24 protein-coding genes are annotated in these 24,001 nt (G+C 35.0%); 18 read left to right on the top strand and 6 right to left on the bottom strand.

What is annotated here, in order from left to right; genetic code table 11:
- The first annotated feature begins 116 nt into the window (after nucleotides 1–116).
- From HYQ40_01915 to ftsY, 6 genes are all read left to right on the top strand, one after another.
- The gene (locus HYQ40_01915) at nucleotides 117–1,898 is read left to right on the top strand and encodes an oligopeptide ABC transporter substrate-binding protein (GenBank protein ID MBZ6526516.1); all 1,782 of its coding nucleotides are present in this window, start codon (nucleotides 117–119) and stop codon (nucleotides 1,896–1,898) included.
- Nucleotides 1,899–2,245: 347 nt separating this feature from the next.
- Nucleotides 2,246–4,027 carry an oligopeptide ABC transporter substrate-binding protein gene (locus HYQ40_01910; protein MBZ6526515.1) on the top strand — a complete coding sequence of 594 codons (1,782 nt, stop codon included), beginning with the start codon at nucleotides 2,246–2,248 and terminating at the stop codon, nucleotides 4,025–4,027.
- 210 nt (nucleotides 4,028–4,237) lie between these two features.
- Nucleotides 4,238–4,936: a ribonuclease III gene (gene rnc, locus HYQ40_01905; protein ID MBZ6526514.1), complete on the top strand. Its 699-nt coding sequence runs from the start codon at nucleotides 4,238–4,240 to the stop codon at nucleotides 4,934–4,936.
- Nucleotides 4,936–8,499, top strand: coding sequence for a chromosome segregation protein SMC (gene smc / locus HYQ40_01900; protein ID MBZ6526513.1), 3,564 nt, complete (start codon nucleotides 4,936–4,938; stop codon nucleotides 8,497–8,499). The genes rnc and smc overlap by 1 nt, the downstream gene beginning before the upstream one ends.
- Before the next feature lie 11 nt (nucleotides 8,500–8,510).
- On the top strand, nucleotides 8,511–9,311 hold the full coding sequence (locus HYQ40_01895; GenBank protein ID MBZ6526512.1) for an HAD family phosphatase: 801 nt from the start codon (nucleotides 8,511–8,513) through the stop codon (nucleotides 9,309–9,311).
- Nucleotides 9,312–9,401: 90 nt separating this feature from the next.
- Complete coding sequence (gene ftsY, locus HYQ40_01890; GenBank protein ID MBZ6526511.1) at nucleotides 9,402–10,424, top strand: signal recognition particle-docking protein FtsY; 1,023 nt, start codon at nucleotides 9,402–9,404, stop codon at nucleotides 10,422–10,424.
- A gap of 81 nt (nucleotides 10,425–10,505) precedes the next feature.
- On the opposite strand, the gene HYQ40_01885 is transcribed toward ftsY, so the two are convergent.
- The 4 genes from HYQ40_01885 to HYQ40_01870 are packed head-to-tail and all read right to left on the bottom strand — an operon-like array spanning nucleotide 10,506 to nucleotide 13,986.
- On the bottom strand, nucleotides 10,506–11,369 hold the full coding sequence (locus tag HYQ40_01885) for a metal ABC transporter permease (protein ID MBZ6526510.1): 864 nt from the start codon (nucleotides 11,367–11,369) through the stop codon (nucleotides 10,506–10,508).
- A complete protein-coding gene (locus HYQ40_01880; protein MBZ6526509.1) occupies nucleotides 11,369–12,250 on the bottom strand; it encodes a metal ABC transporter permease in 882 nt (293 codons plus the stop codon). The genes HYQ40_01885 and HYQ40_01880 overlap by 1 nt, the downstream gene beginning before the upstream one ends.
- Nucleotides 12,243–13,028, bottom strand: coding sequence for a metal ABC transporter ATP-binding protein (locus tag HYQ40_01875; GenBank protein MBZ6526508.1), 786 nt, complete (start codon nucleotides 13,026–13,028; stop codon nucleotides 12,243–12,245). The genes HYQ40_01880 and HYQ40_01875 overlap by 8 nt, the downstream gene beginning before the upstream one ends.
- A 25-nt stretch (nucleotides 13,029–13,053) precedes the next feature.
- Complete coding sequence (locus HYQ40_01870; GenBank protein MBZ6526507.1) at nucleotides 13,054–13,986, bottom strand: zinc ABC transporter substrate-binding protein; 933 nt, start codon at nucleotides 13,984–13,986, stop codon at nucleotides 13,054–13,056.
- Nucleotides 13,987–14,145: 159 nt separating this feature from the next.
- On the opposite strand from HYQ40_01870, the gene HYQ40_01865 reads away from it, so the two are divergent.
- From HYQ40_01865 to rplS, 12 genes are all read left to right on the top strand, one after another.
- Nucleotides 14,146–14,511, top strand: a complete 366-nt coding sequence (locus tag HYQ40_01865) for a metal-dependent transcriptional regulator (GenBank protein ID MBZ6526506.1) — start codon at nucleotides 14,146–14,148, stop codon at nucleotides 14,509–14,511.
- Nucleotides 14,512–14,520: 9 nt separating this feature from the next.
- On the top strand, nucleotides 14,521–14,844 hold the full coding sequence (locus HYQ40_01860; protein MBZ6526505.1) for a YlxM family DNA-binding protein: 324 nt from the start codon (nucleotides 14,521–14,523) through the stop codon (nucleotides 14,842–14,844).
- Between the two features lie 19 nt (nucleotides 14,845–14,863).
- A complete protein-coding gene (gene ffh / locus HYQ40_01855) occupies nucleotides 14,864–16,354 on the top strand; it encodes a signal recognition particle protein (protein ID MBZ6526504.1) in 1,491 nt (496 codons plus the stop codon).
- Nucleotides 16,355–16,601: 247 nt separating this feature from the next.
- Nucleotides 16,602–16,874, top strand: coding sequence for a 30S ribosomal protein S16 (rpsP, locus tag HYQ40_01850; protein MBZ6526503.1), 273 nt, complete (start codon nucleotides 16,602–16,604; stop codon nucleotides 16,872–16,874).
- A 43-nt stretch (nucleotides 16,875–16,917) separates the two neighbouring features.
- Nucleotides 16,918–17,169: a KH domain-containing protein gene (locus tag HYQ40_01845; GenBank protein ID MBZ6526502.1), complete on the top strand. Its 252-nt coding sequence runs from the start codon at nucleotides 16,918–16,920 to the stop codon at nucleotides 17,167–17,169.
- A 146-nt stretch (nucleotides 17,170–17,315) separates the two neighbouring features.
- The gene (gene rimM / locus HYQ40_01840) at nucleotides 17,316–17,843 is read left to right on the top strand and encodes a ribosome maturation factor RimM (GenBank protein ID MBZ6526501.1); all 528 of its coding nucleotides are present in this window, start codon (nucleotides 17,316–17,318) and stop codon (nucleotides 17,841–17,843) included.
- Nucleotides 17,833–18,552, top strand: coding sequence for a tRNA (guanosine(37)-N1)-methyltransferase TrmD (gene trmD / locus HYQ40_01835; GenBank protein MBZ6526500.1), 720 nt, complete (start codon nucleotides 17,833–17,835; stop codon nucleotides 18,550–18,552). Before rimM ends, trmD begins: the two co-directional genes overlap by 11 nt.
- A gap of 152 nt (nucleotides 18,553–18,704) precedes the next feature.
- Nucleotides 18,705–19,940 (top strand): betaine/proline/choline family ABC transporter ATP-binding protein, encoded by a 1,236-nt coding sequence (locus HYQ40_01830; protein ID MBZ6526499.1) that lies wholly within the window; start codon nucleotides 18,705–18,707, stop codon nucleotides 19,938–19,940.
- Nucleotides 19,937–20,569 carry an ABC transporter permease gene (locus tag HYQ40_01825; protein ID MBZ6526498.1) on the top strand — a complete coding sequence of 211 codons (633 nt, stop codon included), beginning with the start codon at nucleotides 19,937–19,939 and terminating at the stop codon, nucleotides 20,567–20,569. Before HYQ40_01830 ends, HYQ40_01825 begins: the two co-directional genes overlap by 4 nt.
- A 10-nt stretch (nucleotides 20,570–20,579) precedes the next feature.
- Nucleotides 20,580–21,509, top strand: coding sequence for an osmoprotectant ABC transporter substrate-binding protein (locus tag HYQ40_01820; protein MBZ6526497.1), 930 nt, complete (start codon nucleotides 20,580–20,582; stop codon nucleotides 21,507–21,509).
- 8 nt (nucleotides 21,510–21,517) lie between these two features.
- A complete protein-coding gene (locus HYQ40_01815; GenBank protein MBZ6526496.1) occupies nucleotides 21,518–22,162 on the top strand; it encodes an ABC transporter permease in 645 nt (214 codons plus the stop codon).
- Between the two features lie 151 nt (nucleotides 22,163–22,313).
- Entirely contained in the window at nucleotides 22,314–22,667 is a 354-nt protein-coding gene (gene rplS, locus HYQ40_01810) for a 50S ribosomal protein L19 (protein MBZ6526495.1), read from the top strand.
- Nucleotides 22,668–22,814: 147 nt separating this feature from the next.
- On the opposite strand, the gene HYQ40_01805 is transcribed toward rplS, so the two are convergent.
- Together HYQ40_01805 and HYQ40_01800 are read right to left on the bottom strand one after the other, a co-directional pair.
- Complete coding sequence (locus tag HYQ40_01805; GenBank protein ID MBZ6526494.1) at nucleotides 22,815–23,423, bottom strand: hypothetical protein; 609 nt, start codon at nucleotides 23,421–23,423, stop codon at nucleotides 22,815–22,817.
- A 17-nt stretch (nucleotides 23,424–23,440) separates the two neighbouring features.
- The gene (locus HYQ40_01800) at nucleotides 23,441–23,776 is read right to left on the bottom strand and encodes a hypothetical protein (GenBank protein MBZ6526493.1); all 336 of its coding nucleotides are present in this window, start codon (nucleotides 23,774–23,776) and stop codon (nucleotides 23,441–23,443) included.
- Between the last annotated feature and the right edge of the window lie 225 nt (nucleotides 23,777–24,001).

The raw sequence follows: 24,001 nt of genomic DNA, 5'->3' as shown, positions 1-24,001 counted from the left end.
GAAATTCATCAAAGAATACTATAAAATATATAATACCGCTTGCATTAAAACTGTATAAAATTTATTATTTTTATTTTAATATAATGCTAGGTAAATCATTTTATAGGAGGATTTTAATGAGAAAATCGTTAAAAAAATATGTTTCATTAACTACTTTAGCTATGACATTCGCGTCAACGCTCGTAGGATCAACTACTCAGCTTGTGTCAGCTCAAGAAGAGGAAGCGAACGGCGTATTAGAGTTTGAAACATTGGTAGAAAATGAAGGAGAAGCTATTGAAGGAGGTACTTTACGTTACGCATTAGTATCTGATAGTACTTTTGCTGGAGTTCTTAATATTATGTTATATACTGGCCAACCAGATGGTGAAATTATCGATTTCTTTAATCCTGGTCTTTATGGCTATGATGAAAACTTCACAATTGATAACTCAGGATTTGCTGATATTGAAATGGATCCAGAGAATAGCCAAGTTACAATTACAATTCCAGAAGGTGCTACATGGCATGATGGTGAAGCAATTACAATTGATGATGTAATTTTCCCTTACTATGTTATCGGTAATCCTGATTACACTGGTATTCGTTATGGAACTGATTTCCAAAACGTAGCTGGTATGGAAGAGTACCACAATGGAGAGGCTGAAGAAATTTCAGGTTTAGAACGTGTTAATGATTACACATTAACAGTGACATATAATACATTCAATAACTCAATGCTTCAAGCAGGTGGTGGCGTTTCTAACTATATCGAACCTGAACATTTATTAGGTGAAGTACCAGTTGCTGAATTAGAGGACAGTGAATATGTTCGAACAAATCCAGTTGGCTTTGGTCCATTTAAAGTTGAATCTATTACTCCTGGAGAAGCTGTTACTCTAACAGCCTTTGATGAGTTCTATGATGGTCGCCCAAATATTGATGAAGTTGTCGTAGAAGTAGTTAATCCATCTACAATTGTTTCTGAATTAAAGGCTGGTAACTATGATATTGCATCACTTCCTGCTGATCAATATGAGACATATGCAGAAGCTACTAACTTTACACCAGTTGGTTTCTTAGAAAATGCCATTACTTATATTGGCTTTAAACAAGGAACATGGGATGCTGAAAATAGTGAAGTCGTTCCAGATCCAGAACGTGTGACATCTAATAAAGCGTTACGTCAAGCAATGGGATATGCGATTGATAACAATGCGATTGCATCAGAGTTCTATTATGGACTGCGCCAAAATGCTAACTCACATATTACACCAAACTTTACTGAGTATTATGATTCTGAACAAGAAGGATATACATTCGATCCAGAACGTGCTCAAAAACTTTTAGCAGATGCAGGATTTGTAGATAATGATGGTGATGGTTTTGTTGAAGATCCAAATGGTGAACCATTCACATTAGGTTTCGCATCAATGTCTGGTGGTGAAACAGCAGAACCTATAGCTCAATATTATATTCAATCTTGGCAACAAGTTGGAATTAATGTAGAACTAGTCGATGGTCAATTAATGGAATTTAACTCATTCTATGAACGTCTTGAAGCTGATGATCCTGCGATTGATGTATTCCAAGCAGCATTTGGTGTTGGTGGAGACCCTAACCCAAGTGGTTTATATGGACGCAATGCATCATTTAACTATACGCGTTGGGCAACAGAAGAGCATGATGAATTGTTAGCTGCAATTGAGTCTGAAGAATCATTTGATGAAGAATTCCGTCAACAAGCATTCTATGACTGGCAAGCATACATGATTGAAGAAGTGCCAACAATTCCAACATTATTCCGCTATACACTAACAGCAGTGAATAACCGTGTTAGTCAATGGGATACAGAAATTGGATCAGATCTAAAATGGTCAGATATTTACTTATTGTCTGAAGAACCAATCGGAGAATAAATCAAATTTAAGACAACAAAAAAACATCCTTCTTGGATGTTTTTTTTGTTGTCATACAAATTCTTTTAACTTAATTGATAACTTTAAAATACCAAGCATTTATCCAAGTTATATTAATCCTTTAGTCTTTAAATAACTCCATTATCACATTTTAAACTAATATGGTTCATAAAAAAAACTATATACATATTTAAGAATGTTACTAAAATTGTAAAACAGGGTAAAAAACGTTTACATAATAAAATGATAACTATTATTAGAGAAATATTAAAATATAACTTGATATTCTAATTGTAAACGGTTATTATATTATATATAAATAAGAACTACTAATTGGAGGTTAGTTTATGAAAAAGACATTAAAGAAAACATTTGCTTTTGCAACAACGGCACTAACACTATCGACGGTATTAGCAGCACCAGCTGCTAACCTGGTCCACGCACAAGAAGAAGGTGAAGGTGACGTACTCGATTTCTCACCTGTTGCTGAAAACGAAGGTGAACCAATTGAAGGTGGAACATTACGTTACGCCTTAGTATCTGATACAACATTCGCTGGGGTATTAAACAACATGTTATATCAAGGACAACCAGATTCTGCAATTATTGGATTTATTAACCCTGGTGTATACGGATACGATGAAAACTTTGCTATTGATGACTCTGGATTCGCTAACGTTGAGTTTGACCAAGAAAACAAACAAGTAACAATTTCTATTCCAGAAGACGCTACTTGGCATGATGGTGAAGCAATTACAATTGATGATGTTATCTTCCCTTACTACGTAATTGGAAACCCAGAATATACGGGTATCCGTTATGGAACTGACTTCCAAAATGTTGTAGGTATGGAAGAATACCACAATGGTGATGCTGAAGAAATTTCAGGATTAGAGCGTGTGGACGACTATACATTAACCGTTACGTATCACAACTTTAATAACTCATTATTACAAGCTGGTGGAGGGATTTCAAGCTACATCGAGCCTGAGCATTTATTAGGTGAGGTTGCTGTAGCTGAGTTAGAAGATAGTGAATATGTTCGTACGAACCCAGTTGGATTTGGACCTTTCCAAGTTGAATCTATCACTCCTGGTGAGTCGGTAACATTCTCGGCTTTCGATGACTATTATGATGGACGTCCTAATATTGACGAAGTTGTTTTAGAAGTTGTAAATCCAACAACGATCGTATCTGAATTAAAAGCTGGAAACTATGATATTGCGTCATTACCGTCAGACCAATATGATACATATTCAGATGCAACTAACTTCCAAAGTGTAGGATTCTTAGAGAATGCTTATACTTATATCGGATTTAAACACGGAACTTGGGATGCTGAAGCAGGGGAAGTAGTAACTGATTCAGAACGTGTAACAACGAATAAAGCATTACGTCAAGCAATGGGATATGCAATCGATAATGATGCTATTGCTAATGAGTTTTACTATGGATTACGTCAAAATGCAAATACCTTAATTACACCAAACTTTGCAGAGTATCACAATGCTGATCAAGAAGGATATACTTACAATCCAGAACAAGCTGCACAAATTTTAGCAGATGCTGGTTTCGTGGATAACGATGGAGACGGATTTGTTGAAGATCCAAATGGTGAAGCATTTACATTAGGATTTGCATCAATGTCAGGTGGAGAAACAGCTGAGCCAATCGCACAATACTACATGCAAGCATGGGGTGAGGTGGGAATAGACGTTCAATTAGTTGATGGACAATTAATGGAATTTAACTCATTCTACGAGCGTCTTGAAGCAGATGATCCAGCGATCGATGTATACCAAGGAGCTTGGGGTACTGGTGGAGATCCAAACCCAACTGGTTTATATGGTCGTACAGCTGCATTCAACTATACTCGTTGGGCAACTGAAGAAAACGATGAGTTATTAGCTGCAATTGAATCGGATGATTCATTTGATGAAGAATTCCGTCAAAAAGCATTCTATGACTGGCAAGCATATGCAATGGAAGAAGCACCAGTAATTCCTACATTATTCCGTTATACACTGACAGCAGTGAATAACCGTGTAAGTAAATGGGAAACTTCAATCGGATCAGATTTAAAATGGTCAGATATCTACTTATTAGCTGATGAGCCAATTGCTGAATAATTTAAAGTCAAAATTTAATTCCTTCCTTATTAGAACCTCTTCGGAGGTTCTTTTTTAGTGAATTTACATAATTTATTTTGTCGAAATTATATAAAATATCTAATAGCAATGAATAGCATACAACATGGTATCCTTAAGGGATTCATGATAGAATAAGTGGTGAATTGTACACATCGAAGTTAAAGAAAAGATATATAATAGGAGGATGCTATGAGTTTATTAATTAAGCATTTAGAGGCAATATTAAATATAGAGATAAAAGATGAATCACTTTTTAAACGTGCCTTTATGCATAAATCATACGTGAATGAACAAAAACATAAATTATTAGAATCAAATGAGCGATTAGAGTTTCTAGGAGATGCAGTGTTAGAAATTATTACCAGTGATTATTTATATAAGTTTTATCCCAATGAGCCTGAGGGCAGTCTGTCTCGCACACGGGCACAATTAGTTCGTGAGCCTAGTTTAGCTTTATTAGCTCGAAAGAATCAGTTTCACAAATTTATTCAATTAGGAAAAGGTGAATCATCAAGTGGTGGGAATAATCGCGATTCTATCTTAGCAGATTGTTTTGAAGCATTTTTAGGAGCAACTTACTTAGAACAAGGCATTGAAGTTGTTACTGAGTTCTTGAATAACCAACTTTTGAAGAATCATCAACAGCTACTAAAACAATTAAACTTAGATTACAAAACCCTGTTTCAAGAAAAAGCTCAGACTCATGGTTCTGTATTAATTGAATATCGTTTAATATCAAAACAAGGCCCTGATCATAATCAGATTTTTGAGATGGGGTTATTTGTAGATGAAAAGTTAATGAGTCGTGGCAAGGGGAACAGTAAGAAACAAGCTGAAATACAAGCAGCTAAAATAGCTTACCAACACTTAATTGGAGAGGTTAAATAATGTATCTTAGTAGAGTAGAAATGACAGGATTTAAGTCATTCGCTGATAAAACAGTTATCGAGTTTGATGAAGGGATGACTGCGGTAGTCGGACCTAATGGAAGTGGTAAGAGTAACCTTTCAGAAGCGATTAGATGGGTTTTAGGAGAGCAATCGGCGAAAAGTCTACGAGGAAGTCGTATGGAAGATGTTATCTTTAATGGAACTCAATTACGCAAACCAGTCAATATTGCTAAAGTAACCTTAGTTTTGAATAATGAGGATCGATATTTGGATTATGATTTTAGTGAAATAAGTATTACTCGCAGTTATAATCGAAATGGTGATAGCCAATATTTAATAAATAATGAGCAAGTACGACTAAGAGATATAGTTGATTTACTCCTAGATTCGGGATTAGGAAAGAATAGTTTTTCTATTATTTCTCAAGGACAGGTTGAACAGATATTTCTGAGTAAACCTGAAGAACGTCGTACGATTTTCGAAGAAGCTGCGGGAGTTCAAAAATATCAATATCGTAAAACTGAGGCAGAACGACGATTACATAAATCAAGTGATAATTTAAGTCGGGTGAAGGATATTATTCATGAATTAGAGCTTCAATTGAATCCTTTAAGAAAACAAAGGGAGACCGCACTTCTATATACAAGTAAGAAAGAAGAATTAAAAGAGTTAGAAGTATCTCTGTACACGCATCAAATTGAAGATTATCAGTCTGGATGGGAAGCACTTGAGAAACAATTAGAAAAAATTGACATAACAATTTCTAATTTAATTAAGCAAAATGATGTATTAGATCATGAAATTAATCAAGCAAAAACAACACAGAACAAATTAATAGATGGTATCGATCAAAATTCGGATACCTATCAAGAGCTTACTTCACAAGTAGAAAAGTTAAAAGCTCAACAACAAATGATTGAAAAAGATATTGAATATACAAAAACTGAACAACAAGACAAAGCAAATATTTATGAAGAACAAGTGTCCGAAAGATTAAGACTCAATCAAGATATAACCGATAATTCAACACAATTAAAAACATTTCAATTGAATTTAAAGGAATTAATTGATGAATTAAAAGAAATAAATAAAGAAATACAAATTTCTCAAGGACTCGATGCAAATCAACAAGATGAATTGAGAAATGAAATGCTAGAGTATTATCAATTGGAAGCTCGGTCTAATAATGAGATTCAACAGCAAAAAACAGTTATAGAAAGACAACGAGCTCGAAAAGAACAAACTGTTGAAGAATTAAGCAGCGTTAGTCAGAAATTTAGTAAACTTGAAGCCGAATCTAAAGAAGCTGAAGATGAGTTGAATTCATTTACTGGAAGTCAAAATGAGCAACGTTCATTGTTACAAGAATTAACTGAAAATAATGAAATCCTATTAAACCGTCGCAATGAGCTTCAACAATCACTATTTAATCAAGAGAGACAAACACAATCTATCGAAACACGGCTCAACTCCTTAAAACAAATGCATGAAAATTATACTGGATACTATGCGGGTGTTCGTGCTGTTATGCAACAAGCTAAACGGTTGAATGGAATTGAAGGTACGGTTGCTGACTTAATTAATGTAGAGGAAGCATACCAAGTAGCAATTGATACAGCACTGGGTGGTTCAATGCAACATATTGTTGTAAGTGACGATCAGGCTGCGCGTGAAGCTGTTAATTATTTAAAGCAACAACATGCAGGGCGGGCGACATTCTTACCACGTCCCAACATTAAGCCTCGTTATATTCAAAGTTTTAAACTTTTTCAAGCACAAGAAATGCAAGGGTTTATTGCAGTGGCGTCAGAATTAGTTAAATATGATGAGCAGAATGAGAATATTGTACAGAACTTATTAGGTAGCGCTATTGTTGCGGAGACTTTGCGAGATGCTCAAAATATAGCGAAAGCTTTAGGTCATGCAGTGAAGATTGTAACTCTTGACGGAGATGTTCTAATGCCAGGTGGTTCCTTAACGGGTGGGCAACAAAAACAAAGGCAACAGTCCATGCTTTCTCGTCAAAACGAGATAAAACAAGCTAATGATGCTTATGAAGAACACCGACACAATCTGCAAAAGATTGAACAGGAGTGGGAACAAGTATCTAATGATTTAGCTCAAAATGATCAACAGCTTAAAGAGCAACGTCAACAAGTTAATCAAACAGAGGGGATCTATCAACGATTATTCCAATCGAGTCAGAATGCTAAACAAGCATTCAAACAAGCCAAAAATCAAACGATTATCTTAAAAGATACTATACGTGAACTTGATGAAGATCTGTTAGAAGCTACAAGGACATTAGAACAAGCAGAAAAAAATCTTGAACAAGCAAAGACTTCGATAATAGAGGTAAATAGAATTTTAGAACAACACAATCTTGATGAAGACGCTCGAAAAAAGAAATTGTCAGAATTAGACGAAATCCGACAAGAGAAAACGACTCAAAAAGCCGTTTTGGATGTCGAAATCAAACAATTAAAACAAACTTTATCTTCATTAAACAACCAGCATACGGTCATTAATGATTGGATTGAGAATTACGAATCAAGTAAGACATTCGGGATGGCTTCTATTGAAGAATTGCACGATAATCTTGAACAAACAATAGAATCGATTGCACTTTCAGAAAAAGAAAGTAAGAAACTACAAAAACAAATTCAATCTGATCGTCTAGAACGTCAACAATTAAGTGATACTATTCAAGAAAAGGAATTGTTATTCAACAAAGTTCAAAAAGAGAGTCAACAAAAATATCAGCAACAAGCTAAATTACAAGCTCAAATTGAGAAGAATCAGGCTTTGATTGATAATCATTTGAATCATTTAAATCAAGAATATCAATTGACTTTTGAGATGGCCAAAAAAATAGCTAAACCGATTGAATCTCCTAAAGAAATTAATAAAGTGGTTAAAGAGTTACGTCAATTTATCAATAAACTTGGGCCAATTAACTTGCAAGCTATAGAAGATTTTGATGAGTTAAATGAACGTTTCGAGCTGTTAGTTGAGCAAGAAGAAGATTTATTGACAGCGATGGGGCAATTGAAAGATACAATGGATGAGATGGATGTTGAAGTAACTCGTCGTTTTAGTGCAACGTTCAAGTTGATTAATGAAAAATTCCAAAAAACCTTTGGACGACTATTCGGTGGTGGAGAGGCGTCACTCGAGTTGACTAATCCCAAGGATGTGTTAACAACTGGGGTTGATATTATTGCTCAACCACCTGGAAAGAAAAAGCAAAATTTAGCTTTATTATCAGGAGGAGAGCGAGCTTTAACTGCCATTGCATTGTTGTTTGCAATTTTAGAAGTGAAGCCGGTTCCGTTTGTTATATTAGATGAGGTTGAGGCCGCATTGGATGATGCGAACGTATACCGTTATGGTGAGTATATAAAGGCGTTTAGAGAACAAACTCAATTCATTGTCATTACTCATAGAAAAGGGACAATGGAAAGTGCTGATCGCTTGTATGGAGTAACAATGGAACGATCTGGGATTTCAAAACTAGCCTCAGTTAAATTAAGTGAAGCTGATGAAGCTTTATCAGAATAAGGGAGAATTTAATGATAAAATTAATTGCGATAGATTTAGACGGAACTTTATTAAGAACAGATAAGTCACTATCTGAGGAGAATATTAAAGCTGTACGTTATGCACAATCTAAAGATGTAAAAGTGGTTCTGTGTACAGGAAGACCTTACTTAGCTATGAAGGATTTTGCTGAAAATATTGGTTTCGATGGTGATGATGAATATTTGGTTGTGTTTAATGGTAGTCAAGTTATAAAAGCGAACACAGGTGAAGTCGTCGTAAATGATGTCATTGAAACGAGCGATTTAAAACGATGGTATAAAGAAACTGAGCGTTTGAACTTGCCGTTAAATCCAATTGATTCAGAATGGGTATATGATCCATTGAAATACCCGGACGGAAGAGAATCGACTTATACGACGCCAGCGCCTAGAAAAGCGGTAAATTATCATGATTTTAAAGAAGGGCATACGTTTAATAAATTTGTCATTTGTTCTGACGAGTACCATTTACATGAACAATTACCAAATATTAGTAAAGCTTTAATGGAAAAGTATCAAACAGTCTTATCACATCCATTTCAATTAGAGATAGGTAAGTTAAATGTAAATAAAGGAAATGCATTAAAGCAATTGGGACGAAAATTAGATATTAAACCAGAGGAAATGATGACTATTGGTGATCAGAACAATGACCAAACGATGATTGACATGGCTGGTTATGGTATTGCTATGGGTAATGCAGTTAAAGAAATTAAAGAAAGTGCAGATTATGTAACGGATACTAATGATAACGACGGTGTTGCAAAAGCGATTTACCATTTTATAAAATAATAAGTACTGAAGCCATTATTACTTTAGTTTACCTTAGATTTCAATTGAATGGTTACAATGCTATAATAATATAAATTAAGGAGTGAGATAATGGGGATTTTTGATCGTATAAAACGTGCCTTTACTGGGGAAGACCAAGTTGTCAAAGAAGAGCTAAAAGAAAAAGATACCGAGATAGTTTTCGATAAGTATGACAAGGGAATGGAAAAGACACGTAAAAACTTTTCAGAACGTATCGCTGATTTATTTACTAGTTTTAGAGAAATTGATGAAGATTTTTATGAGGATCTAGAGGAAGCTTTTATTGGTGCTGATGTTGGCTTTAATATGACAATTGCTCTGACAGATGCTATCCGTGATGCAATTGAGGAAGAAAATGTTAGCCGTGCTGATGATGTTAAGCGTGTTGTCTTAGAGCAAATGGTTAATATTTATGAGAAAAATGAATCAGGAACAGTCGCAATTAAAGAAAATCCTGCTGGACCAACTGTCATTCTTTTTGTCGGGGTTAATGGCGTTGGGAAAACAACGTCGGTCGGTAAAATTGGATACAACTTGAAACAAGAAGGTAAAAAAGTTTTAATGGCAGCTGGAGATACTTTCCGTGCAGGTGCCATTGAGCAGTTAAATGTATGGGGAGAACGTTTGGATATCCCCGTTGTTTCAGGATTAGCTAATAGTGATCCAGCCTCAGTTGTTTTTGATGCCGTTAAACGTGCAAATGATGAGAACTACGATTACTTGTTAGTAGATACTGCTGGTAGATTGCAGACTAAGGCTAACTTAATGGAAGAGTTAGCAAAAATGAAGCGAATTATTGAACGCGAAAATCCTAATGGTGTTCAAGAAGTTTTATTAGTCTTAGATGCAACAACTGGACAAAACGCACTTATTCAAGCAAAACAATTCAATGAAGCCACTGAAATTACTGGTTTAGTTCTGACTAAGCTAGATGGAACTGCTAAAGGTGGAGTTGTTCTCTCAATTCGTTATGATTTAGATATTCCAGTTAAATATATTGGTCTTGGAGAACAAGCCACTGACTTGCAACAATTCGATCCAGAACAATATATGTATAATTTAGTTCGCGATGTCATAGAAGTTAAAGAATAAAAAAATAACCGTAAAGCCGAGGTGTTTTTCTCTCGACTTTACGGTTATTTTTTAGGCTTAAATTGAAATACTGCTAAGATATCAAAAATTAATCATTATTTGTTTTTGTCTCAGCTTTGGCATGATAATGTTTGTTACTAAAAAAACTATTAAGAATGTAACAAAACCTGTTACTGCTACCATACTTGAAATAGATGTATCCAATTGAATCCCAATATAGTAACCAGTGATTGAGTTCAAAACAGCAATAAAAGCAGAACCGATTAGAAGTGTACTGAATTTATTGGTAAAGCATCTTGCAGTCATCCCAGGTGTGGCCATGAGGGCGATGACTAAGATAGATCCGACACTTTCAAATGAAGTAACTGCTGTGAGAGAAACAAGAGTCATCAAGACCAAATCCAATAACGCAACTTGAATACCGACTGTTCGGGCAAATGTTTCATCAAATAAGCGTATCTTCAAAGAATTATAAGAGAGTAAAATGAATAATAAATTAATGAATAATATGATAAGCCCGACAAATAATGCTTGGGGCATATGAATTGAAAAGACTTCTATTTGACGTAACGGAGCCAGTTCAACTTGACCCAATAGAACCATATCAATATCGAGATGAACATTCGTATAATATTTAGAAATAATAATCACGGCAATTGAAAAGAACAAAGGGAAGACCAAACCGATTGCAGCATCATTTTGCATTCGACCTGTTTTAGTCAATAAATCAATCGCTATGACAGTTAAAATACCAAACAGGGTAGCACCAATGATTAAATAAGGTGAGGATAGGTCTTCTGTAAAGTAAAAAGCAATCACAATCCCTAGTAAAATGGTATGTGATATTGCATCAGCCACCATTAAACTAGACCGCATTAATAATAGAGAGCCAAGTAAGCTACATGCTAAAGCAACAATAATTAGTATGAATAATATTTGCATCATCATGATGTTTCACCTCTTTTAGACATTATATATGTACCAAGTATGCCTTTAGGACCAATAAAAACTGATATTAATGCAATTGCCGATAAAAGAACAACAATGGTAGGACCGGTTGCTAAGTCAGTTATATTAGTACTTAAAAATGTACCTAGGAATCCAGAAGCTAAACCAAAAAGACTTGAAAGAGCAATCGTCTTTGGATAGTTGTTTGTCCATTGCATCGCACCAATGACAGGTGCTACTAACATGCTACTAATTAATTTCGCACCAACAGCTTGTAGTCCAATGACAATCGCTAATAAACTTAAAGTCAACAAAATATAATTAATAAGCTTAGTGTTTATTCCAATTGTCTTGGCAAAAGTTTTATCAAATAAATATAGTTTAATTTTAGGATAGAATGCCCAAAAAACGATGATAATTAGAGCCGCCACGACTATAATCACTATGACATCAAACTGAGTTAAGAAAGCTGCTTGTCCCATAATATAATTGTCTAAACCTGAAAAATTAACAGATTGAAAATTAGGATTAGTTTGTACGATACGATAGAGCATGAGACCTAAACTAAAAAAAGAGGAAAGAACTAAAGCTAGTACACTTTCATAAGCAAAATGACTGTTTTTATGAATCCACTCGATGAGTATAAATGCAATGTAACCAAAGATAACTGCTCCGAATAGTAAGATTAATGAATTACGAGTTTGGAAAAGCATGAAAGCGAGAATAACACCAGGGTATACCGAGTGTCCAATTGCATCTCCTAATTGACTTTGACCTTCAAGAACAATCGTGGTTCCAATCACTCCAGATGCAAAGCCCAAAGCCATCGTTCCAATTGCTACCACCCAAAAGAAATAGTCAAAAGAAACATCAAACATAATCATCCGCTCCAAACATTTGATACTTTGAATGAGTGGAAGTATGTTCAGTTGTAGTTACTTGAGGATGATTCAAATATGCCTCATCGATATTTTCTTTAGTAAAAACAGTTTTAGTTGGACCCATTGCGATAACTTTTTTATTCAATAATAGGACATGATCAAAATAGTTTGGAACAGTATTCAAATCATGATGAACAGTTAAACTTGTCTTACCCATTTGTTGAAATCTCTTTAATTGATCCATAATAATAGCTTCTGACTTCATGTCTACTCCAGCAAGTGGCTCATCAAAAAAATAAAGGTCAGCATCTTGAGCAATTGCTCTGGCAATAAATACGCGTTGCTTTTGACCGCCAGATAATTGGCTGATTTGACGGTTCGAAATATCAGTTAATTGCATCGCCTCAAGTGCATTCGAAACTCTTTCTTTTTGACCTTTACTGATTTTTTGAAACCCCCATCGATTCGAACTTATCCCCATCATAACGACATCTTTAACTGTCGTTGGAAAATGCCAATTTACTTCTGAAGTTTGAGGGACATATGCAATATTAGAACGAGCTTGTTTCAATTTAACTCCATTGAAGAAAGTTAAATGATTATGCTTTGATGGTATCAATTCTAATAAAGATTTGATAAAAGTTGACTTGCCGGCGCCATTGGGACCGACTATAGCCATACGTACATTATTAGGGATTTGTAATGATATATCTTCTAATGCGATTGTTTGTTGGTATCTAACAGATAAGTTTTTGATGTCTATCATAGTTTCCATATGTAACACTCCTTATAATTTAAGATTAACGAACTAAATTTTCGACGATTAAAGAGACATTGTGTCGATACATATCGATGTAATTGTCATTGGGTTGACCAGTTGTTGCTAAAGAGTCTGAATATAATTCTTGTCCTTCGCCGCCAACGACGGTTACCTCAGAATTTTGTTGTTTTACACCTTCCTGTAGTTTCTCCATTGCTTGTGGATTAGACGTTGTATCCAAGAAGATTGCTGGTACATTATGTTCGATGATAAAATTCACAGTACTTATAATCGAATCATTAGAAACTTCTGACTCAGTACTGATACCTTGGGGTGCATAGACAGTAAAATCATGTGCATGAGCAAAGTAAGCAAAGGCATCATGTGGTGTAACAAGTATGCGGTCTTCCACCGGTAATTTATCAAGCTCTGTATCTATCCATTTTCTTAACTCATCCAATTCATTGACGTAACTCTGAGTGTTTTCAGTAATTAAATCAGTATACTCTGGAAAGGTATCGAGAATCACTGCTTCGGTTGTTTTTACCGATTGCTTATATAGATCCAGATCAAACCAATAATGCGGATCGACTTCCTCTGAATCTTCAGAAAGTGAAATTAATTGGGTTGAATCGAAATCGGCTGTAACAGAATGAGTATGAGAAAGTGAATTCAATACTTGAGCCAATTGAGCTTCAAAGTGGAGACCATGGAATAACACTATTTCTGCTTCAGTAATATCCTTTAGATTCCCAGCAGTTGCCGTATAAATATGAGGGTCGCCTCCAGCAGGGACAATCGATTCAATGTCAAACGTATCAGGAGCAATTTGTTCAATGATATCTACTAAAAAAGTAGTAGTAACAGTTATTTTGGGTTTGTTCTCTTGTGCTTGTGTTAAAGTTGTTGAGCTAATAAATAAGATAAAAAGCAACGAGAAAAAGGTAAAGACTGATTTGATATTTTTATTCATTTTGGACCTCCGATAATTAATTTTTAGGCACACCTAAATATTAATCAAATTATAATGTTAGGCGCACCTAAAGTCAAGTGAAAAGACTAAATATATTTGAGGCCACGGGGAAAACATGGTAAAATTAGGATTGGTAAAAAAATCATTGGGGTGATATCAATGTCACAGAGTCGTGAAGACTATGTAAAATTTATGTATGAACATGGTGGGGACGAGTCAATCACCAATAAAGCGATTGCAGAAGGTCTAGATGTTTCTCCAGCATCAGTGAGTGAAATGATTAATAAACTAGCTAAAGAGGGACTTGTAGTGAATAAACGCTACAGGGGAAGTGCTTTAACAAGTCAAGGAAATCAAATGGCTCAAGAGATGGTGCGTAAACATGAAATATGGGAATATTTTTTACAAAATAGATTAGGATACACACAAGAAGAAGTACATGAATTCGCAGAAGTGTTAGAACATGCGACACCAAAGGATTTAGCAGATCGATTAGCATTATATATAGAGTATCCTGAAGAGTAGGTGAATGAAATGTCGTTAGAAAAAACGATTTATATTGGGCAATTATTTTCATTTTATAGAACTCTGTTAACAGAAAAACAACAAGATATGCTATCACTTTATTATGAAGAAGATTTATCATTAAGTGAAATAGCAGAACAATTCGAGATTAGTCGTCAAGGCGTTCATGATAACATTAGACGTGGAGAGAAATCATTGAGAGATTATGAAAAATCACTACATTTAAACGAAAAACGTGAGGAACGCATGCAATTATTAAATACATTAAGTGAGTTATTAATAGATAAAGAAGAATATTCGATGATTGAAAAATTAATTCAAATAGAAGATTAAAAAATAGAGGGGTTATAATATGGCATTTGAAGGATTATCAGAGCGCCTACAAGGCGCAATCAGTCAGGTAAGTTCGGGAGGTACAATCACCGAAGCTGACCTGAAACAAATGATGCGTGAGATAAGACTTGCATTACTTGAAGCCGATGTAAACTTTCAAGTAGTAAAAACGTTTGTAAAAAGTGTTAATGAACGAGCATTAGGATCAGATGTTTTAAAATCATTATCTCCAGCGCAACAAGTATTAAAAATTGTTGATGAAGAATTAACTGCATTAATGGGTGGAGAGCGTGTACCTTTAAACTTTTCAAGTCAACCTCCAACAGTAATTATGATGGCTGGTTTACAAGGTGCCGGTAAAACAACGACTGTTGGTAAATTAGCTAAATATATTTCTGAGAAAGAAAATAAAAAAAGACCATTATTAGTAGCAGCTGATGTCTATCGTCCCGCTGCTATTGAACAATTACAAACAATAGGTAATCAATTAGGTTTTGATGTCTATAGCGAAGGAACTGATGCAGATCCAGTTAAAATTGCTGAATCAGCTTTAAACCAAGCAAGAATTCAAGGTAACGAAGTCGTTATTATTGATACGGCTGGACGTTTGCACGTTAATGAAGAGTTGATGGCTGAATTACGCAATATTAAGGCTGTAGCAAACCCTCAAGAGATTCTTTTAACAGTTGATGCAATGACTGGTCAAGACGCTGTTAACGTGGCTCAATCGTTCAATGAGTCCTTAGATATTACGGGTGTGGTTATTACAAAACTGGATGGTGATACACGTGGTGGAGCGGCTTTATCAATCCGTTCAATTACCGATAAACCAATCAAGTTTACGGGTCAAGGTGAGAAGTTAGATGCTTTAGAACCATTCTACCCAGATCGTATGTCAAGCCGTATCTTAGGTATGGGAGATATGCTGACTCTTATTGAGAAAGCGCAACAAGACTTTGATGAAGATGAAGCTCAAAAAATGGCTGATAAAATCAAGGATGCATCGTTTGACTTTAATGACTTTATTGCACAAATGGATCAAGTCAATAAAATGGGTTCAATTAAAGATATTATTAAAATGATTCCTGGATTAAATAAATTACCTGGAGTAGATGAATTTGATGTATCTGAGAAAGATATGGCGCGAGTTAAAGCCATTGTATTATCTATGACTCCAACAGAGCGAGCGAATCCAGATATTATCTCTCAAAGTCGTCGAAAAAGAATTGCTGCAGGTGCCGGACAAGACTTACAAGCTGTTAACCAATTGATTAAGCAATTCAATCAAACGCGTCAAATGATGAGCTCAGCATCAAATGGTAAGATGGGGAATATGAAGAAGATGATGAATCAGCTTAACCAACAAGGTGGTGGCGGGGGTATGCCGAATATGCCTGGGATGCCACAAATGAATGATTCTGACTTTATGTCACCAGAACAGAAAGAAAAACAACAAAAAGAAAAAGAATTACAACGTAAATTAAAGAAAATGAAGAAAAAACGTCGTTAATTCATTTAATAATAAGTAAAGTTCACTTGATACTAAGTGGACTTTTTTTACTGAAATTGAGTTGTATGAAAAAAATAAGAGATTATACAAAAAAATGATCGATGTAAACACTGTTATAATAACTTTTCGGAAGTGAAAAGAGTAAAAAACGAAAATATTTTTAAGCTGTAAAGGAAAAACACTTTACAGGGTCATAATTATCTGATAATATACTTAACTGTGAGATTAATTAATGGAGGTGACTTACATGGCAGTTAAAATTCGTATGAAACGTATGGGTTCTAAAAGAAACCCATTCTACCGTATTGTAGTAGCGGACGCACGTGCACCACGTGATGGACGTATTATTGAACAAATTGGAACTTATAATCCAGTTCAAGAACCAAAACAATTAGTAATCAACGAAGAATTAGCGTTAAAATGGTTAAGTGAAGGTGCTCAACCATCTGACACTGTTCGTAACTTATTATCAACTCAAGGAATCATGCAAAAATTCCACGAGTCTAAACAAGCTAAATAAGGCATGTTTGATAAGTCTAGTATCACAATAAAGGATGATAAAAATGCCAGATATTGAAGCTTTAATAAAAACAATTGTTGAACCACTTATTGACAATGCAGAAGAGTTTTCTGTCGATATTGTTGAAACAGAAGATTTTATAGAGTATCATCTGAACTTGCATCCGGATGATATCGGACGTGTCATTGGCAGAAAAGGGCGTGTTGTGAGAGCAATACGTACAATCATTTATAGCATTCGTCAACGCGGTTCTAAACGAGCTCGTATTGTCATTGCTGACGGTGATAGCGAATAAGTTAAAAGTGCTAAGTAGAAACAAATTAATTTGTTTCTACTTAGCACTTTTTGTTTGGACAGAATTTATATATAATGAATTTAATGGTATACAATAATAAAGCAACTAGAAATTTAAACAAATATCGTACTGAAAGGAAATTAACAATGGAATATTTTCGTATAGGAAGAATAGTTAATACATTTGGGATTCGAGGAGAGATAAAAGTCATAGCTGATACTGATTTTCCAGAAGAGCGTTTTGCAGCTGGAGAGGTGTTAACAATTTTAGATAATGATCAAGCTGTACAAAAAGTAACGGTAGAAGATTCTAAATTAAGTAAAGGTACATATATTATTAGTTTTAAGGAGTTCAACAATATTAATGAGGTTGAGAAATTTAAAACAATGTGGTTAGCTATCGATAAGAGCCAACAACAGGAACTTGATAATCATGAGTTTTATTATCATGAAATCATGGGCTTAAAGGTATTAACAACTGATAACGAAGAATTAGGGACAATTAAAGACATTTTAAGTTTAGGATCAAACGATGTTTGGGTTGTTAAGCGTAATAAACCAAAATTACCTGATGCTTTAATTCCTTATATAGAAGATATTGTTAAGGAAGTAAATGTTGAAGAAGGGTTTGTTTTAATTGAGTTGATGGAAGGATTAATTGACGATGAAAATTGATGTATTAACTCTGTTTCCAGAGATGTTCGCACCAATGGAACACTCGATCATGAGACAAGCTCAAGATGAAGGTGTCTTGTCTTTTAAGACGCATAATTTCCGCCGAAATCCAGTGAACAAGCACGGTCATGTGGATGATTATCCTTATGGTGGTGGAGCCGGCATGTTACTTCGTATAGAGCCAATCGTTAATACTTTAGAGGAGTTAGAAATAACTGAACAGTCTCGCGTTATATTAATGGATCCAGCTGGTAAACCATTCTCGCAAGATATGGCTGAAGAATGGTCTAAGCAAGATCATCTTGTATTCATTTGTGGGCATTACGAAGGGTTTGATCACCGAATACGTGATTATATAACCGATGAAGTTTCTATTGGAGACTATGTGTTAACAAATGGTGAATTGCCTACAATGGTCATGATTGACTCGACAGTTCGACTTATCCCAGAAGTAGTAGGCAATGCTGATTCAATCGTTGAAGAATCTCACCAAAGAAACTTACTAGAGCACCCTCAGTATACTCGACCGAGAGAATTTAGAGGGAAAACCGTTCCAGATGTCTTAATGAGTGGGCACCATGGAAATATCGAAAAATGGCAACTTAAAGAAGCGATTAGAAGAACATATAATAACCGACCAGACTTGTTAGAAAAAGCTCAACTATCGACTCAAGAACGTGAATGGGTTAAGGAGTTTGAAAGTGAATAGTTTTTAATTTACTCATCAAAATAATCTGATAAGATAATGTGGTTTTCATGAAAATGGCGTTCAATCAATCTAAACGAGACCATATCGCTTGAATTTATTTATATATAATGTTAATCTGACAACTGCTTATAAATAAGGAGGAGAAATTAGTTGTGATAGAATTCAAAAACGTTACAAAACGTTATGCTAGTGACGTACTAGCTGTAGATAATATTAACTTAGAGATTGAAGATGGCGAGTTTATTTGTTTTATAGGTACATCTGGATCTGGTAAGACAACTTCTATGAGAATGATTAATCGTATGATTGAGCCAACAGATGGTGAAATCTTGATTGATGGCAAGAACATTATGGATATGAACCCTGTAAATTTAAGACGACAAATTGGATATGTTATCCAAAATATTGGTTTAATGCCACATATGACTGTAAAAGACAATATTTTAATGGTTCCTAAATTATTAAAATGGGATCAAAGTAAATTAGACGAAACTGCAGAACGTATGATTAGATTAGCTGAACTACCAGAAGAATTTCTTGATCGTTACCCATCAGAATTATCAGGTGGACAACAACAACGTATCGGTGTTGTAAGGGCCTTAGCTGCCGATCAAGATATAATTCTAATGGATGAGCCATTTGGTGCATTAGATCCATTAACAAGAGATACTTTACAAATAATGGTCAAAGAACTACAAGAAGAATTAGGTAAAACCTTTGTATTCGTAACTCATGATATGGATGAAGCATTAAAGCTTGCGACACGTATTGTTATTATGAGTGAGGGGCAAATTGTTCAAGTAGGAACACCTGATGAAATTCTTAGTAATCCTGCGAATGAGTTTGTTGCTCAGTTTATTGGACAAGATCGACTGATTCAAGCTCAACAAAATACAACCACTGTTGGTGAAATAATGAGTCGACGACATGTTGCTATGACTGAAGATAGAACACTTATTGATGCATTAGAGTTATTGAAAGAACAGTCTGTTGATACTTTGTTGGTCACTGATGAGCATAATGTATTAAAAGGATTTGTTGATATTCATATGATACAAAGAAACTTTAATACAGCTATCAACTTAGCGGATATTACGAGTACTAAGATGTTCTCACTTAGAGAGGACGCATTAGTTCGTGAATCAGTTGATTTAATCTTAAAACGAGGCTATTCATATGTTCCTATTGTTAATGAGGTAGGTCATCTAAAAGGGATAGTAACACGTGCTACATTCGTAAACATCATCTATGATGCGATTTGGGGAGAATATGAAACATTAGAAGATGTTTCACCTGAGAATTCAGTAGAACATGTGGAAAATATCGAAGGAGATGGCGTTGTTATACCACCAGCTGCCAGTGAAAAAGATGGTGGGTATGTTCTATGATGACATTTCTTCAAGAAAATGGGAGTCAATTAGTTACTCTAATTTTTGAACATTTATCTATATCATTTATTTCCTTGTTATTGGGAATTATAGTTGCTGTACCACTAGGAGTTGTATTAACTCGAACACCTAAAGCAGCTGACTTTGTTATTGGTATTGCAAGTATCTTCCAAACGGTACCAACACTAGCCTTGCTAGCGTTAATGATTCCTCTAATTGGGATTGGACGTTTTCCAGCGATTATCGCATTGTTTATCTATTCTTTACTACCTATATTACGTAATACGTATATCGGAATGAACGATGTGAGCCCCACTGCAAAAGATGCTGCAAAAGGGATGGGTATGACGGCACTTCAATCAATTACAAAAGTTGAATTACCTTTAGCAATGCCCGTAATCATGGCCGGTATTCGTTTGTCAGCAGTGTATGTGATTGCTTGGACATCATTAGCATCATATATCGGAGCTGGCGGTTTAGGAGACTTTATCTTAAGTGGTATATCCTTATATGAAGCAGACCTTATATTCGCAGGAACAATACCTGTGACAATTATGGCACTCTTAGCAGACTATCTATTAGGTAAAGTAGAGATATACTTTACGCCTGAAGTCACTGCAGCGAAATAGGAGGATGAACATGATTAAGAATAAAACAAATAGAATAATAACATTAATCGCTTCAATATTCCTTCTTGCTGGATGTGCGTTACCAGGACTTGGTGGTGGATTCGGTGGTGAGACCATTAGAGTAGCCGGTCTTAATTCTACAGAAGGTCAAATTATATCATCAATGGTGCAACAATTAATTGAAGAAGAAACAGATTACAATGTAGAATTAATAAGTAATCTTGGTACAGGTATAGTCGGACATCATGCACTTGTTAACGGAGACGCTGATGTACTTGCACCAACTTATACAGGTACAGATATCGTTGCTATATTTGGAGAGACTGCTTCATATGATGCAGACGAAACGATGGCTTATCTACAAGAACGATTCTCAAATGAGTACAACCATAAGTATTACGACACAATGGGCTTTGAGAATACGTATGCTTTCATGGTAACTGAGGAGTTAGCTCAAGAGAAAAACTTAGAAAAAGTCAGTGATTTGAAAGACATAGCTGATGACTTGAGAGCAGGCTTCGACCAAACTTGGCTGATACGCGAGGGTGACGGTTATCCGGCTTTCCAAGAGGCATATGAGTTTTCATTTGGTGAAACTTATCCAATGCAAATTGGACTAGTTTATGATGCAGTTGCATCTGGAGATATGGATGTTGTTTTAGGCTATTCAACGGATGGGCGTATCTTGAGTAATAACCTTGTTGTCTTAGAGGATGACCTAGGATTTTTCCCTCCTTATGAAGGGTCAGTTAGAGCTACAGATGAAATCCTAGAGAGCAATCCAGAACTTGATGCTCTATTCGAAAGATTAGTTGGACAAATCGATACAGAGTTAATGCAGCAATTAAACTTTGAAGCAGATGATAATTTATTAGAACCATCTATAGTAGCAGAGCGGTTTCTTATAGAGAATAACTACTTTAGAGGGGAGGGGTCGTAATGCAAGAAATGAATTTATTAGAACAATTTATGTATTATTTTTCAATGAATGGTACATATGTTCTAGAACAATTTTGGCGCCACTTCCTTATCTCTATCTATGGTGTGTTATTTGCAGCAATAGTTGGAATCCCAATTGGGATTTGGATTTCACATAATAGAAAAATGAGTAATTGGGTCATAGGTATAGCGAATGTGTTACAAACCGTTCCATCTTTAGCGATGATGTCTATCATTATGCTAGTGGTTGGACTTGGAGTAAATACAGTGATTGTAACTATATTCCTTTACTCTTTATTACCAATTATTAAGAATACCTACACAGGAATGATTACCTTAGATGCTGATGTCCTTGACGCAGCTAAAGGTATTGGAATGACACCTTGGCAACGCTTGAAAGACGTTGAATTACCCTTGTCAATGTCAGTCATCATGGCTGGTATTCGTAATGCTTTAGTTGTAGGTATTGGTATTACTGCTATAGGTGCTTTTATTGGTGCAGGTGGTTTGGGTGATATTATTATCCGAGGAACAAATGCAACAGATGGAGGAGCTATTATTCTAGCTGGAGCAATACCAACAGCATTGATGGCAATTCTAACAGATGTGTTATTAGGTTGGATTGAACGTCGATTCACTAAACGACTTGGCTAGATCAAAAAAATAACAAAAAAAGCCTAAAAATCCCTTTACAAGTTTAGAATTTTAGGTATAATATTAAAAGTGGCCATTGGCCCCGAATTAACTATAATCCGCTAAATAGAAATGACTATTTAAGATTATTTGTTGGAAGGAGAAAGATAAAATGAGTATTAATCCAATTATTGCAAAAATTACTTCAACTCAATTACGTAATGACATTCCTGATTTCCGTCCTGGAGATACAGTTCGTGTACATGCTATGATCGTTGAGGGAGAACGTGAACGTGTTCAACTTTTCGAAGGATTAGTTATTAAACGTCGCGGACAAGGCATCTCTGAAACTTACACAGTTCGTAAGATTTCTAACGGTGTTGGTGTTGAACGTACATTCCCTGTACATACACCTCGCGTACAAAAAATCGAAGTTCTACGTCAAGGTAGAGTACGTCGTGCTAAATTATACTACATCCGTAAATTATCTGGTAAAGCAGCTCGTATTCAAGAGCGCGTTAGATAATATTTCTGCTAAGAATGGCTATAATAAGCTGTTCTTAGCTTTTTTATTTGTTCATTTTTTGTTTTGTATCTCATTAAAATTGAATTTAAGAGGTAGAGGCAAAATATTAAAAAGAAAAGAGCCCTCGAAGGCTCTTTTTAAATTGCTTTAATTTGAGTTAGAGTTTATTGATTCATCAGGCCTTTCTTCATTTACTAATGCATCATCTGTAATGATTGCTCCATATAATTGAAGGTACTGGCCATCCTCAACTTCAACAAAGGCATTATTTGTAATAGCTGACATCGAGGCAATCTCTGATTTATCTAAAGAATCATAGATTACATACATTGCAGTTTCTTCATCTTGGATGACTTCGTATTCTCCCGCAGGTATATCATAACCAACGAAATAAGTTCCAGGTCCGATAGTGTTGTCTTCAATGAATATAGGATCAACTTCATCCATAGGCACGGCAAATGTTCCGTCAAGTTTTAAATATTGATCGTCAACAACTTCAAAGTAAGAATGAGTCGTAATAGCAGAAAAATCAATAATATCTTCTTGATTCGCATCTGACGAAATCACATACATGCCATATTCAGCATCGGATATAATCCGATATATTCCTGCATCTAATGTAGAGCCAACTTTATACATACCAGGTTCGAGAACTGTTTGATAAGTACTTTGATCATAAAATTCTTTATCTTGAGCTTTAATAGGAGCGACGAATGATAATGAAAGGGTGGCAGCAAATAATAATATTTTTTTCAAAAAAATCATCTCCTTACTTATTCTTTCAAAGATATTTCAAATAACTTTGAATAGATCTGTTGATCATATAGATTTGCACGTATTTTTTCGCCATATGACAAGATTGTCACACGTATAAACACAAATAGCAGTGAGTAAGAGCCAACAATATTAATAAAAACAGAGAAAAGAGTGAAGTTATCAGTGGTAGTGGTTTCGACTGGAAAATATCCAGTTGTATCATAACTATAAGTGGTAGAAATGTTTCCGGCTAATATAAAGCCGCCTATAATGACTAAAATAAAAAAGATATTGTTAAGAATATTATAGGGTCTAATTTTTTCTTTGACGATTGAATCGAAATTGTCATCCATCCTATCAACTCCCATTTCATATAATTAATCATTATTATTATATCAAATATATTTATAAAAAGCTTAATTTAGTTCTGATTATCAAGTATTTAATCTAGACTTTTAAGTCATCTTACGTTATGCTATGTTTTGCCAATTCATCAATCTTAGTCATTTACATGTATTTTAGTAAATGAACTAATTAAGTAGCTTGATTGCAATGATGCAATCGAATTGCTGCTTATA

The sequence above is a fragment of the Aerococcaceae bacterium DSM 111021 genome (genome assembly GCA_020112395.1).
Taxonomy (GTDB): domain Bacteria; phylum Bacillota; class Bacilli; order Lactobacillales; family Aerococcaceae; genus Ruoffia.
This window is presented reverse-complemented; position numbering and strand designations above follow the sequence as displayed.

Excerpts from the sequence above, each read along its gene's own strand:
- HYQ40_01820 (MBZ6526497.1), top strand. The coding sequence starts at position 20,580 with ATGATTAAGAATAAAACAAATAGAATAATAACATTAATCGCTTCAATA.
- HYQ40_01815 (MBZ6526496.1), top strand. The coding sequence starts at position 21,518 with ATGAATTTATTAGAACAATTTATGTATTATTTTTCAATGAATGGTACA.
- HYQ40_01915 (MBZ6526516.1), top strand. The coding sequence starts at position 117 with ATGAGAAAATCGTTAAAAAAATATGTTTCATTAACTACTTTAGCTATG.
- HYQ40_01885 (MBZ6526510.1), bottom strand. The coding sequence starts at position 11,369 with ATGATGCAAATATTATTCATACTAATTATTGTTGCTTTAGCATGTAGC.
- ftsY (MBZ6526511.1), top strand. The coding sequence starts at position 9,402 with ATGGGGATTTTTGATCGTATAAAACGTGCCTTTACTGGGGAAGACCAA.
- HYQ40_01865 (MBZ6526506.1), top strand. The coding sequence starts at position 14,146 with ATGTCACAGAGTCGTGAAGACTATGTAAAATTTATGTATGAACATGGT.
- HYQ40_01845 (MBZ6526502.1), top strand. The coding sequence starts at position 16,918 with ATGCCAGATATTGAAGCTTTAATAAAAACAATTGTTGAACCACTTATT.
- HYQ40_01910 (MBZ6526515.1), top strand. The coding sequence starts at position 2,246 with ATGAAAAAGACATTAAAGAAAACATTTGCTTTTGCAACAACGGCACTA.
- ffh (MBZ6526504.1), top strand. The coding sequence starts at position 14,864 with ATGGCATTTGAAGGATTATCAGAGCGCCTACAAGGCGCAATCAGTCAG.
- rnc (MBZ6526514.1), top strand. The coding sequence starts at position 4,238 with ATGAGTTTATTAATTAAGCATTTAGAGGCAATATTAAATATAGAGATA.
- HYQ40_01800 (MBZ6526493.1), bottom strand. The coding sequence starts at position 23,776 with ATGGATGACAATTTCGATTCAATCGTCAAAGAAAAAATTAGACCCTAT.
- rplS (MBZ6526495.1), top strand. The coding sequence starts at position 22,314 with ATGAGTATTAATCCAATTATTGCAAAAATTACTTCAACTCAATTACGT.
- HYQ40_01870 (MBZ6526507.1), bottom strand. The coding sequence starts at position 13,986 with ATGAATAAAAATATCAAATCAGTCTTTACCTTTTTCTCGTTGCTTTTT.
- HYQ40_01880 (MBZ6526509.1), bottom strand. The coding sequence starts at position 12,250 with ATGTTTGATGTTTCTTTTGACTATTTCTTTTGGGTGGTAGCAATTGGA.
- rpsP (MBZ6526503.1), top strand. The coding sequence starts at position 16,602 with ATGGCAGTTAAAATTCGTATGAAACGTATGGGTTCTAAAAGAAACCCA.
- HYQ40_01860 (MBZ6526505.1), top strand. The coding sequence starts at position 14,521 with ATGTCGTTAGAAAAAACGATTTATATTGGGCAATTATTTTCATTTTAT.
- HYQ40_01895 (MBZ6526512.1), top strand. The coding sequence starts at position 8,511 with ATGATAAAATTAATTGCGATAGATTTAGACGGAACTTTATTAAGAACA.
- trmD (MBZ6526500.1), top strand. The coding sequence starts at position 17,833 with ATGAAAATTGATGTATTAACTCTGTTTCCAGAGATGTTCGCACCAATG.
- HYQ40_01825 (MBZ6526498.1), top strand. The coding sequence starts at position 19,937 with ATGATGACATTTCTTCAAGAAAATGGGAGTCAATTAGTTACTCTAATT.
- smc (MBZ6526513.1), top strand. The coding sequence starts at position 4,936 with ATGTATCTTAGTAGAGTAGAAATGACAGGATTTAAGTCATTCGCTGAT.
- HYQ40_01875 (MBZ6526508.1), bottom strand. The coding sequence starts at position 13,028 with ATGGAAACTATGATAGACATCAAAAACTTATCTGTTAGATACCAACAA.
- rimM (MBZ6526501.1), top strand. The coding sequence starts at position 17,316 with ATGGAATATTTTCGTATAGGAAGAATAGTTAATACATTTGGGATTCGA.